This window comes from Microcoleus sp. N9_B4 (assembly GCF_036701635.1).
Classification (GTDB): Bacteria; Cyanobacteriota; Cyanobacteriia; order Cyanobacteriales; family Microcoleaceae; genus Microcoleus.
Genome location: NZ_JAUBRC010000040.1, coordinates 45,794 through 59,006, shown reverse-complemented (window position 1 = coordinate 59,006; position 13,213 = coordinate 45,794). Strand labels below are relative to the sequence as shown.

General features: G+C 47.1%; 5 protein-coding genes. 1 reads left to right on the top strand and 4 read right to left on the bottom strand.

Features of this window, described 5'->3' with window-relative positions; all coding sequences use genetic code 11:
* From QUA43_RS23240 to QUA43_RS23230, 3 genes are all read right to left on the bottom strand, one after another.
* A partial coding sequence (locus tag QUA43_RS23240) for a CHASE4 domain-containing protein (protein ID WP_333376790.1) occupies nt 1-3,893 on the bottom strand: 3,893 nt, incomplete at its 3' end.
* Nucleotides 3,894-4,267: 374 nt separating this feature from the next.
* Complete coding sequence (locus QUA43_RS23235; RefSeq protein ID WP_333376788.1) at nt 4,268-5,668, bottom strand: transposase; 1,401 nt, start codon at nt 5,666-5,668, stop codon at nt 4,268-4,270.
* 335 nt (nt 5,669-6,003) lie between these two features.
* On the bottom strand, nt 6,004-9,102 hold the full coding sequence (locus QUA43_RS23230; RefSeq protein ID WP_333376786.1) for an MFS transporter: 3,099 nt from the start codon (nt 9,100-9,102) through the stop codon (nt 6,004-6,006).
* Nucleotides 9,103-9,501: 399 nt separating this feature from the next.
* Between QUA43_RS23230 and QUA43_RS23225 the strand changes: the two genes are divergently transcribed.
* Nucleotides 9,502-10,911, top strand: a complete 1,410-nt coding sequence (locus tag QUA43_RS23225; protein WP_333376784.1) for a 2-polyprenyl-6-methoxyphenol hydroxylase-like oxidoreductase — start codon at nt 9,502-9,504, stop codon at nt 10,909-10,911.
* A gap of 364 nt (nt 10,912-11,275) precedes the next feature.
* Here the strand turns inward: QUA43_RS23225 and QUA43_RS23220 are convergent, their stop codons facing one another.
* Nucleotides 11,276-12,157, bottom strand: a complete 882-nt coding sequence (locus tag QUA43_RS23220; RefSeq protein WP_333376782.1) for a lysophospholipid acyltransferase family protein — start codon at nt 12,155-12,157, stop codon at nt 11,276-11,278.
* Nucleotides 12,158-13,213: the final 1,056 nt, after the last annotated feature.

Below are 13,213 nucleotides of genomic sequence, written 5' to 3'. Positions count from 1 at the left end.
AATTTGGGATTTTCGATTTTCGATTTTCGATTATTAGATTGCTCATCAGTTGCGGAAACTTCTGATTCTCCCGTGGGGTCTTTGGTCGAGTCTATCGATTTTCGATTTTCGACTTTCGATTTTCGATTGTTAGATTCCTCCTCAGTCAATTTGGGATTTTCGATTTTCGATTTTCGATTATTAGATTGCTCATCAGTTGCGGAAACTTCTGATTCTCCCGTGGGATTTTCTAAAGTTAAATCTGCTGAAAATTGCTCCCGGATGTGGCGGGTAGTTTCCAGTCCGTCCATTTCCGGCATTTGCACATCCATCAGCACCACATCATAAGGCTGGCGGCGCAAAGCTTCGAGCACTTCGATACCGTTTCCCGCCACATCCGCGCGATACCCCATCCGCTGTAAAATTTGCAAAGCCACCTTCTGATTCACCAAATGATCGTCAGCCAACAGAATCCGCAGAGGTAAGTTCTCGGCCAGCACGGGTATGGTTTGCAAGAAAGACCCGCTAGTGCGCTGCCCTTTAAATTCAGTTCTCTGTTCTCCAAAAATATTGATTAAAACATTGTAAAGCTGAGATTGTTTGATGGGTTTATTCAAAAAAGCAGCAAAATCCATCTCCATAGCAGGGGGGTTAATTTCTTGCCTGCCGATCGAAGTTAGCATCACTAACGGCAACCTTTCGCAATCAGGATATCGGCGAATTTGCGCCGCTAAAGCTAACCCGTCCATTTCCGGCATTTGCATATCCAAAACTGCCAAGTCAAACATCTCTTTAGCAGCCAGCCAATCTAAAGCCAAACGAGCCGAAGCTGAAGCCCTAGCCACCATTCCCCAAGACTGAGCTTGGAGAGTCAAAATTCTGCGGTTGGTAGCATTGTCATCGACAATTAAGACTCGCTTCCCAGCTAATTCAGGTTGAGAATTGCTCAAGTTAAGTGGTAAGGAATTCTTGCAGCCAGAAACGATCGTACTAAAATAAAAAGTAGAGCCAACAGATTTCGTATTTTGGCCGATCGGCTTGTTGCTGAGTACAGATTTGCCATAGCCATATTTTTCGGCAATTTCGCAAGATTCTGCCCATCCCACATCAAAAACTGCCGATGATCTAAAATCGGCAGGAGGATTGCCCGCGAAACTACCCATACTTTCCACCCACATCCGGCCGCCCATCATTTCGGCCAAACGCTTGCTAATTGCCAAACCCAATCCGGTACCGCCGTACTGCCGGCTCGTTGAAGAATCAACCTGGCTGAAAGATTTAAATAGCCGATCCATGCGATCGCTCGGAATGCCGATACCGGTATCTTTGACCGCAAAATGTATTTCGTATGCTGGGTTAATTGCTACCGGTTCGCCAGCAATTAATGGCGGTTCTTTAGCGTTAGCTGCCGGCACTGAAATCTTTTTGGCAGTCACCGAAACCACCACTTCTCCAGCGTCGGTAAATTTAACCGCATTACTGAGCAAGTTGATTAAAATTTGCCTCAAGCGGGTGCTATCGCCGATCGCCGTTGCGGGTACTGTACGATCGATCAAGTAACCCACTTCCAGTTTTTTTTCTGCCGCCTTAGCAGCTACCAAGTCTAGAGATTCCTCAATGCAAGTGCGGAGGTCAAACGGATGTTCCTCCAAGTCCAATTTGCCCGACTCAATTTTCGAGAAATCTAGAATATCGTTGATCAGCGTCAGCAAAGCATCGCCGCTGCTGCGGATAGTTTCTACAAAATCGCGCTGTTCGCGAGTTAAGGGGGTATCCAGCAGCAAACCGGTCATGCCGATGACTCCATTCATCGGAGTGCGAATTTCGTGGCTCATGGTGGCTAAAAATTCGCTTTTGGCTCTAGTAGCCGCCAGTGCTTGATCGCGAGCTTTTGCCAAATCTACGTCTGTTTGCTGGCGTTCGAGTTCGCTTCCCACCCACTGAGCCATCAGTTTCATCAACTCTCTGTCTACAGCTCGGAACGGTTCTGTCACAGGAGTCGGAGAAAAGAAGCACAGAGTGCCGTAAACTTCACCTGCCACCGTGACGGGAATGCCCATGTAAGCTTCGATGGGGAAAGCTCGATCGTCGCTGTTGAAGGAAAAACCCGAAAATCGCACCGACTCAAAGTAAATCGGTTCTTTTGCCATTGACGTAGCGACGCAGAAAGTTTTTTCTAGATCATAGATTTGGTCTTTGACGATCGACCCGTCGGGACACTCAACAGCCATTATTTGATAGTTGTCGCCTTGAATGCAGGACAAAATTCCCACGGACAGGCCTAAATGCCGACATCCCATTCCCAGCAGTTCTTGGAGGCGCAAATCAAAGGTAGAGAGGTGGTTGAGCGGGTCTGTACGGGGAGCCGAAGTTACTTGGTACAAAGCTTTGATGGCAGCTTCGCTTTCTCGCAGTTCTTGTTCTGTTTGCTTCCGCACGCTGATGTCGCGGGAAATGCCGATAATTTCTTGGACTTCGCCGGTTTGGGGATCACTGATCGTGCGGCCGGTAGTTTCAAACCAAATGTATTTGCCGTCTTTGCGGCGGATGCGGTAGCTGACGGTGTAAGTAACTGGGAGCGCCAGGACTTTCCAGTGAGCTTTGGCAATGGTTTCTAAATCGTCGGGGTGAAAAAAATCCTTGGGGACGCGGCCGATGAGTTCCGAAGGTTCGTATCCCAGCAAAGCCCGGCTGGCGGGCGAGACGTAAACAAACACGCCTTTGGGGTCGTGTCTGGTGATCATGTCGGTTGAATTTTCGGCCATCAACCGATAGCGGTCTTCGCTTTCATTACGTTCGACTTGAGAATTGCCCAATGCTTCTAACATTCGGTTGATGGCGTCGGCCAAGCTTGCGAGTTCATCTTCTCCGGCCATATGAACGCGCAAGTCTGGGTCGCCGCTGGCTGCGATGTTGCTGACGCTGGTGCTCAACGAAGCCAATCTCGCCAAGACTAATTTTTCTAGCAACAGCAGGGTGATGGCGCTAAATATTAAACCTACTGCCAGTATTGATAAGGTAAACAGCTCCAAGGTAGCCTGACCTTGGCCGTAGATGATGCGATCTGTCTCTACTCGCAGCAGCAGCGCTAGGTTCCCGTGGATGTCACGAATCAGGGCGTATCCTGCGACTAAGGTGTCGCTGAGTGGCTCGACTAAAATTTCTACTGATTTGAGGTTGGAAATTTTGAGTTTGACATTTTCCAACTCCTGTCTAGAGCGAGCCAGCGCCTTGGCGCTGTGCCCGAAGTAGTTCGCCGCTCCCACTTTAAAATCTAAACTCGGCAATCTAAAATCCACTGATAGGTGGGTCAGTTCTGAAAGCAAACCGATTTCGCTGCTGTCTAGGTAGCGTCCCAAGATCAACGTCCCCCGCGGCGGGCCTTGGGCGTTGCTGTTCAAGATGGGCTTGGAGGCAATCAGCAGCCTGGCTTCTGGCAGGGTGAGGACGCCTGTTTTGGGGTCGGGGCGATCGCCCTCGACTGTCGATGAGTCTATTAGTGCCTCGGTCAAGTTATGTTTTAAGCTTTCGGGAATCGGGATTTCGGTTTTGGATTTCAGGTCGAAACCTTTGCTGAAGATCGTCTTACCGTTAGAGTCCAGCAGTACCAATAAGTTTAGTCTCAAGTAAATAAATGTCGAATCGACGAAATTTGACTTGACAAAATTTTCGTTCCGTGTTTCGACGAAAGAGTAAGTATCGTCCCACTCGGCGTAATCTTGGGCGCTGGTGTCTAAATTCGACAAGTCATCATCTAATGCGTCCAAAGCCCGTGCGACATCCTGGCGGACGTACTGTGCCTCCAGGTTGTGAAAATCATGCAGCAAAATAGTTGATGCAGTGGCATAGAGGACCACAATCAGGCTGATCAGCGCTGCACCGATGATTAATAGTGTTTTTTTTCGGAGTTGCATGGCGTCGCCCTCCTCACGGTGCTAATAGGCAACTAGCCAGGAGAGGTTTGAGACGTAGGTTGTTTAACATTGGCGATCGCAGGGCCTGCGTGTTTGGACTGTTCTGGGCTGACGAAAGCAAAGCCCTTGGTATTTCCAAGGTATCCGGTATGTTGCCCCCCACAGTCAGTGTAGTATTTTCACAGCTTTAGTTCCATATTATGCACAACCTATGATCTACAAGTTATAACCTGACGATCGGCATCTTCAAAATAAACCGCCGATCTAACTCAAAACAGTTCGCGTTTGATACTAACGCAGCCAGGGCGGCGGGCGGTTGATAGAACAGGCGTGCTGGGTTGAGAACCCTAACTATTATTGTACGTGACATCCTCCTACGCCAACTGAGTAGAGTATGGCGTAGGCTTCTTTGCAGCCCGATGAAGGGTGTGCAAAATTTCCTTCGCGGTACTATTATCTATAGTTTCTACTACAGAAAGATTCCCGCCACGGCGTTTTATACTGGGAAAAATGTCCAATCCCAGTTTCTTTAAATTAATCGCAGCATTGATATCACGATCGACCATTAAAGAATGTTGCTCATCCCAATAGTTTCGCATACCGCAATCGGCAAAAACAATTTCATTCCGATAGCACAGAACCATTGAGGTATAAGCAGGTTTTTGCGGAACGACGGCTGACCCAGCTTTTTCGGCTATGTATTCCAGCGTCTTGAAAAATTGACCAAACGCAGCATCCAACCAAGACTTGTTTAGTCCTGATTTAGCTGATTGACCGTTTGGAAGGTAAGTACCCTCATCATCTTGCTTAACTTTATTCCGCTTCGTTAAGCCTTTTAAGTTTAAGTCTTCGTGAAAAAAGAATTTAGCTCCAGACCTGACAAGTCTGTGAGCTGTTTTGTAGTGGAAGTCTTGGCGAGAACGCGCTATTTTTTGGTGCTGTCTCGCTTCTTTTTTGGCTAATTTGCGTCGGCTTTTAGAGCCGCGCTTCCGTTTGTTCCGCTTCCTTGATATCTGGTCTAACTTAGCTTGGTTTTTGCGAAGCGGTTTTAACGAAGGTAACTTCTCGCCTGACGACGTTGCTAAATAGACATCTTCATGCAGCACCGCATCTAACCCAATTGAGTTGTCCCAGTTTGGGGTAACTTTGTCGAGCGTGAACTGGGGCACACAAGAGTCTTCAAGCATTACCTGGATAAACCAACCATCAGCCTTTCTAGTCACACTCACTTGCTTGATGGCAAATCCGTTGGGGATTGAGCGGTGCATCCGAACTTTGACAACACCTAATTTAGGCAATCGAATATAAATCCAATTCTTGCGAACCAATTTAATCCAATCGTTGTTAGCCGTAGAAAAAGTCATCGTTCGGTAATCCGCTTCAGTCTTGAATCGAGGTTTACCCGATCGCCCGCCTTTGCTATCCCCTACAACAAATCGCTCAAAGGCTTTGTCTACTCGCTTAGAAACATCTTGTAGGATAGTTGAATCTACCTGTTTAAAGTCTAATAGCTCGCCACTGTGGAAGACTTTTACCAAGTCTTTTTTGATGGCTGGCAATTGTTGTTTTTGCGAATAATAGTTGGGCTTTTCACGAGGCGCAGAGATACTAGCGAGCAATGGACAAGCATTCACAGTAGTGCGGTTCCTCTCCCACCAATCAAATCGATCACCTAGTTGTCTGTTGTACCAATAGCGACAAATTCTTAACCATTGGTTGAGGGTTGACTTTTGACTGGTGTCGGGATATAACTGATACTGGTATGTTATCTTCATTGCGCTACGACCTTTACGCATTTGTTGAGAATAAAAATACCCGAAAATACTATACCATGTCAAGCAAATTAATAATTATACCGCACAACAATGTTGGTCTAGTAAATAAAAAACTTATTGTACTTTGATGTCGTCATCCACATCTTCATTGCTCGCCCGCTATGCTTGTGAGGGCATGAAAATGTGGAATCCTCGATTCACGCGACGAGGTATCCCACACTAATCGAAGCGATATAGTGTGGGGATTCCCGTCTGACTAGCTAACATTAGTGCCTGATATCAGTAGAAACTCATATCAGGCACTATCTGCAATCCGATCGCAACTTCAGTCTTGTTTATCGGATGACGGCTAAAGCACCGGCGCCGGCTGCTGCTGCCGCCGAAGTAAGAGCGGTGAAAAACAGCCACCAAGAGGCAACTTCTGCTGCTTTCCGAGTTTCTTCGGCTTGTTTTTCGGCTTGCAGTTTGATGCTTTCGAGGCGAAGCTGCGCCTCTTGCTGCAAGCGTTCTGCTCTTTGCAAGACGGTGTTGCGGCTTCTTTCAATTTGGTCGATCAAGCGGTTGGCATCTGCTTCGGAAATGTCCTCGCGAGAACTCATTAGTGCTACTAAAGTATCGCGGTTGAAATGACCAAGCCGATCGCGCAAAGCATCAAATCCGGCTTGCGGATCGTCAAATAACTTCCGCACGTCCCGCGTAATGCCTTCGTAATTTAGTTCTGGGCGATCGAGCGAATTGAGGTAATCCCGAACTTTTCCTAGAATCCCGTCAATTACCGACTGAATACCCTCCTGTATTTTCTGAATTTGCAGTGCGAACTCATCGCGCACCGACAAAATTCCATCGACAATGCGATTGGCTTCTGCTTCAGAAATATCCGGCCGCTGAGACAGCAGAGAAACAACTGTAGCTCGATCAATGTGTGACAAGCGCTCGCCCAAACTGTAAGCGCCGACTTTCGGGTCATGCAGCAGCAGTTGTAAGTCGCGCTTGATAGCTTCGGGATTTAATTCATCCTTGCCCGTATTACGCAAATAATCTTCTAAAACACCCTGAAAATCGTGAACTTGGCTTTGCATCCGTTTTGCCAAACGGCGCGGCGCTTTCACAATCGAGCCGAGAGTTTCCTGCACTTGGTCGATAATTTGATTGACTTGTTCCTCGCTCAAATCTTGTCTCTGAGAAAGCAGTTTTACCAAAGTATCGCGATCGACTTGAGACAGGCGGCCCCGCAGCGCTAAAGCTCCTTCTTTGGGATTTTCCAGCAGTTTTGTCAAATCCCGCTGAATCCCTTCAGGATTGAGTTCTGATTTGCCAGTATTGCGGAGGTAATCTGCAAGGGCGGTGGTGGTTTGGTCGTACTGATCCTTAGCTTTTTCGGCCAACTTTTGCGGCGCATGCAGCGCGCCGTGCCAAGTTTCTTCGGCGCTGTCGAGAAGCTGATTTACTTGGTCTTCGCTAAGGTCTTTCCGCTGAGATAGCAATTTTACCAAAGTTTGGCGATCGAACCTAGAAGCTCTAGCTCTCAGCGCCCACATTCCTGCTTCCGGGTTATCCAGCAGCGTTTTCAAATCGCGCTTGATGCCTTCGGGATTAAGTTCTTCTTTGCCCGTAGAGTTCAAGTATTCTTGCACTCTTTGCCACTGGTTGTCTAGTCGAACTTGCGCTGCTTCTTGTAGACCTTTAGCATCTGCTAAAACTACATCTCGCGTCCTTTCCAACTCTTGAACAATCTGTTCTACTTCCTGGAAGCCGAAGTTTTCGCGGCCTCGGAGAATTTGCACAAAACTGTCGCGGGTGTAAGGAGAAAGCCGATCGCGCAACTGTTCGTAACTAGCGTCGGAATCCTCTAAGATTTTTTTGAAATCGCTCCCGATACCTGCTGCTGTCAGTTCTTCTTTCGGCGTCAGCTTCAAATAAGTTTCTACCCGCCACTGCAAATCGCGAGATTTTTCTTGCTCCTCGGCAAAGATCACGGTTTGTAAAACGCGCTGTCTAATTGCTTCTAATTCCTGGGAAATTTCTTTAATTTTGTCTTGTGTAAAAACACCTCGACTGGCCAGAATTTCAGCAAAATTAGCCTGTTTGAGTTTTTCTAATTCGCGGCGCACAGTTCCTGGATCGGCGGTAGGATCGTAGAGAACGTCCCGAAATTCGCGCTCGATGGCTTGGGGGTTCATCTGCCACGAATAAGTGTTGAGTAGGTAGTTTTCTACGTCGGCACGAATTGGGCTGTAAGTTACGGGTTCGCCTTTGACTTGAGCGGTAATTTTATCAGTTTGCTGGGTAACTTTGTTTTTAGCTTCTTTAAGCTGACCGACTACTTTTTCAACATCCAAGTCAGAAATATCCGTGCGACCCAATACTATTCCCATTAAAGCATTGACTGCCATTGTCGTTGCTTGGTTCATCATGGTCGGGCTTTGTCCAGAATTTTGACCGCCCAGATTGCTGAGGGCTTTTTCTACCCTACTTGCCAATGTATCTGAGACCAAATCTCCCGATTTGGCAGATTTGAGATAGTCTACTAATTGGGCGATGCCGTCTGATTGCTGCCCTTGTTTTCCTACTTGTTTCCAAGCATCTTGAAGTTGGTCTACAATCCGGTTTACGTCGCGTTTTGATAAGTCCGATCGCGAACTTACTAAATCTACGAGAGTTTGCCGATCGAGATTCGGCAAATTTTCGGCTGCAATAGTTTTTAGTTGCGGATCATTAAGCAATTTTTCAAACTCGCTACGCATCCCTTTGATGTCTAATTCTGGCGGTTTGAGGCTTTGGATGTAGTCTTCGACGTTTTCGCGCAAGCTTGTGGGGTCGATCGCGCTACCGAGTTCATGACCCACTGCTGCTGCTGCTGCTTTGGCTGTGGCGACGACTTGGTTGCTGGCTGCTTTTGCGCCGATAGCCGAGGCTGCGGTGCCGACAATGGCTTGAAAGCCTGATGTGGCGGTGTTGACGACGGAACCAATCAAGGAACCGACGGTGGTGGAACTCACCCACACAAGCATTGAGAAATAGGTTGCCCACACGACTAAACCGACGATCGCACCTAAACCGGGACTGCTAATCAAGCTGAGCTTAACTGCTAGCAAGCAAGCGAAGAATAAAGCGATGGTGACGGTGATTAGCGTCCAAGTACCTACCTTTCGGCCGATGTGGCGGACTGGGGGGCTGCCGCTATCCGAGTGGTGGTCGTCGTCGTGGGATTGTCCCATGTACGAAAGGCCCGCGGCTACTGATAAATTTGTTAGCAAGAGTTGGAAAGCGCAGGCGAGCACGACTCCAGCTATCAAGGCGATAAAAAATTGCGGCCCGGAATACAGGAGTGCTGCGTCTTCTGCTGTGTTTGTAGTAGTCTGCTCTACTGGCACTTGGGCCAGCCAGAACCCGATGTTATACAGTTGTGGATTTATTGGCAAATTTTGATACATAGTATATTCCTCGTTAAGGAGTGGGTGCGCGCGCTCATTGGCGCAAGTTAACTAATGTATAGTTTTAGACTCATGCCCCCAATGGCAAGTATCGCCTTATTGTCGAGCTAAAGCATCCCCCTACAGTCGGAAGTGTAGAAATATGTCTGCGGCCGGCTGTTTATTTAGGGCTATTTGTGCTATGTAAATTGGCAGTTGTGAAGTTGTTAGTTCTCCGTTATGAGTAAGGTGCGCTGTGGCGCAGCCGAGATAGATGGTAGTAATGGTAAGTCTGATTACAATAATGGCAAACGAAAATCCTTGGTCGATCGATATTAAGAGTCGGCATAGAAGCCCAGACAAATTGTTCACAATTCATCAACCAATGCCATAGCAAATTAGCTTTGAAGGGATTCGATAGTGCAGCGAGAAAGTCATGCAATTATTATTGGCGGCAGTTTAGCAGGACTGTTGGCCTCTAGAGTATTAGCAAAACACTTCGACCGAGTAAGTATTGTTGAACGAGATTTTTTCCCAGAAAAACCCGTACCTCGCCCTGGTATTCCTCAATCCTGTCACCTTCACATCCTTTTAAATCGGGGAAAAATCATCCTAGAAGAGTTGTTCCCCGGCTTGGAAAACGAACTGATAGCTGCTGGTGCTCCTAGTTTAGATCCGAAGTCGATCGGGTGGTTTAGTCCGGCGGGTTGGGCCCCGCAATTTAGCCCGGATCTAAATGATTTAATTATGTTCAGTCGGGATTTACTTGATTGGCAAATTCGGCGCCGCTTGGCTGAAAATACTAACGTGCATTTCCTCGAAGGATGCACAGTAACGGGGTTGCTGGCGAATGCCTCGCGCGCGGAGGTGACAGGAGTGTCGGTGCGTTTTCGCGATCGCCACAACCCTGGTAATATCCATGCAGAGAATTTGTATGCAGATTTAGTGGTCGATGCTGGTGGCAAAGTTTCCAAAACACCTCAATGGTTGAAAAGTTTGGGCTATGAACCTCCGCAAGAAACCGTTATCAATGCTTTTGTCGGCTATGCCAGCCGCATCTATAAATGCAGCGGTAAATTGTCAGACACAGCGCCAGTATTTGTGTCACTAGGCCCGCCATTTCGCACCCGTGGCGGTGCAATTTTCCCGATCGAAGGTAATCGCTGGCTGGCAATTCTTGCCGGGGGCGATCGCGATTATCCCCCCACAGACGAAGCAGGTTTTGTAGAATTTGCACGCACTCTCCCAACTCCGATAATTTATCATGCAATTAAAGATGCGAAACCGCTAACTCCTATTTCGAGTTATCGAGGTACTGAAAACCGTTTGCGTCACTACGAACATCTCTCTCGTTACCCTGAAAACTTGGTAATTATCGGTCATGCAGTTTGCGCTTTCAACCCAGTTTATGGCCAGGGAATGACGGTTGCTGCACTGGATGCTCAGATGCTAGATGAATGTTTGCAAAAGCAAAAAGAGCGGTATCCAGAAGGCGATTTAACAGGCTTGGCGCGACAATTTCAACAAAAACTAGCAAAATTACATACTATCCCTTGGACGTTTGCTATCAGTCAGGATTCCCGCTATCGGGGAAGTACAGGTGCGAAACCAAATTTGGGCACGCGGCTGATTATTGATTACATGGATCTAGTGTTAAACGTGCTGGTCGGAGATGCTAAAGTTTGTCAAGCATTTTTGGAAGTTCTGCACATGATTGAGTCGCCGGCTGTACTTATTCATCCCAGTATTGCGGTTAAGGCGATCGGGCAATTAGTCACTGTTCGGCAGAAGGCAGAATTAAGATCGAGAGTTTATACAGAATCAGGTTAGTTTTGCCAATTCTATTTTTTTCCCGCCGAGTAAGGAAGATAAAGGCAGATGAAATCCTATTCATCTGCGTTGATTTAACCTGATATGATGTCCGCTACAACCTGCATGATAAAAAGGATCACTTTGGCGACTGCGGTTTTCGGGTATTTCACGTAATTAAGGTGGGTGAAATCCGATTTAGTACCGCAATTTTAGGTTTTTGAAATAAACCTAATGGATTGATTTCAAAAAATGTTTGCAGTCACGACTTACCCACAGGACTCAAGAAACCTGTTTTTTTACTCATATCCCTCGCGCTTCACGCTATATTGTCGTAAAAAAAAACGATTTCTGCAGCCTAGAATAATATAGACTTGTGCAATTGTCACTTGCCAGCCAAACAATCTAATTGTTCTTGCATTTGGGTGGTAACTCGCTCGAAACAAGCATCAACATAATCGCGATCGCGCGCCGCCTCGGCACCGTACCTCTCAAATACAATCGGTTCGCACACGCGAGTCCGAATTTGCACGGGTAAAGGCAGGTTTGGCAAAGGCCCAATACTCAATCCCCAAGGCAATCCCAAATACACCGGCAATACCACTGGATCGATGCCAAATAGCCACGGCATTCCCAATTCATGCAATTGCTTTGCTTGTTCGTACAAATCTGCCAACACTATCAAAGTATCGTGGGCACCGTGCGATATAATTGGTACAATTGGCACTTCTTCTCGCAATGCTAATTTGATAAATCCCTTGCGTCCCGCAAAGTAGATTTGATCGCGCAAGTGGTGGGGGCGGAAAACATCTTGAGCGCCGCCCGGATAGACGAGAACTGGGGCATTTTTCCGCAAAGCTGCGATCGCCATTTTCGGATGCGCCTTGAGGGCTCCACACTGAACCGCCATGCTAGCAACATCAGGAGAAACTTGCCAAACCGTTGGGTGCATCAATCCGTATGCCAAGCGTTCCGTGCCGTACCTGCGGAACCATTCGTATAGGAACATAAACATATCGGGAGCGGCGATTCCCCCGTTGTGAGAACCAACCACGAGCATTTTTCCGCTGGCGGGTACGTGGTGCCAGCCGTCGCTTTGTACGCGGAAGTAGTAGCGGTACAGCCATTCCCAGAATGGCAACAAAAGCTGAATGAAGTCGGGATTGCGATCGTCTAAAGATAGACCGTCAAAGGGATATTTAGAGGATTTGCCGTCTTTTTTGTTAGTAGTTTTTGTCACTGCAAAAATATTTAACGCTTTGGTCATTATATAGCAGAAGGAAGAAAGCTTTAGCTCTCGAAGAGAGAAGACTTTAGTTATTGCGGAAAGAAGGAAGAAGGGAGGATATTAGTTGGGCTTTCCCTCTCCTTGTGCGTCCACTAATCCCGATCGCCCGCCTAAAAAAAGATTTTTCGTATCATTAATATGCTCCCATTCCGAAGGAATCTACCACATTAGTTTTAGCAAGTGAAAACCTCATAAACATCGAGCGCGGTTGCTATAGCAATATAATGAAATCAGAATTGGCGCAAATATTTTGTTTCTGATTTGAGCAGGCTGCTTTTGTTCGGAGGTTTTGTGCTGGTTGTCTCCACAGGAACAAAACCGTTTGCAAACAGCTACAGCAACTGTCGCTGATTGCGGGGCGACTTTAGCCACAAAAACACAACTGTGTCTCAAGCCGATAAGTTTCCGTTTTGGAAGATTTTATCAAATTGATGCCAGCCATCGGGTCAATGCTAGCGATTGATGCTGTTTACCACAATTTTAATAGTCCTGGACGCACGTACTAAGATTTTCTGTCCGAAGATAAAGTAGTGAACCAATCTCAAACCCTTTATTTAACGCCCTTGAGTGCGTAAGTCCTGTTTAAGTAAGGTACGATCGACAGTTGAGTTATGTGAGCGCGATCGAAGAACTATATCCGGCTTCCGACACCCCACTACGACGATGGGGTCGATCGCGCCTATCGCCTGTCAATCTGAATATTGGAGCATCTCAACCACAATCTCGCTCTTGAAGCTGCCAAGAATTCACATGAAATGTAGCCCCATATTACTCAACTGCAACAACTGACAGCTAAATGGTTTAACGAACACAACACATGACTTGCATTTCTAGTAAACTGTCCCGCATTTAAACAGTTAACTGTTGACTTTCCGCCTCTGCCATTCCCCGACTCGGACACTCTGGCATTCTCCCCCTCTCCCGCTCTGCCATAATGAGCCATTTATAGGCGTAGCAGCTTTATGTCTCTTCGCTCAACTCACCAAACATTAAATAATATCAATAAAGCTTGACTTGCGGCCATAAAAAAGTTAT

Excerpts from the sequence above, each read along its gene's own strand:
- QUA43_RS23235 (WP_333376788.1), bottom strand. The coding sequence starts at position 5,668 with ATGAAGATAACATACCAGTATCAGTTATATCCCGACACCAGTCAAAAG.
- QUA43_RS23230 (WP_333376786.1), bottom strand. The coding sequence starts at position 9,102 with ATGTATCAAAATTTGCCAATAAATCCACAACTGTATAACATCGGGTTC.
- QUA43_RS23220 (WP_333376782.1), bottom strand. The coding sequence starts at position 12,157 with ATGACCAAAGCGTTAAATATTTTTGCAGTGACAAAAACTACTAACAAA.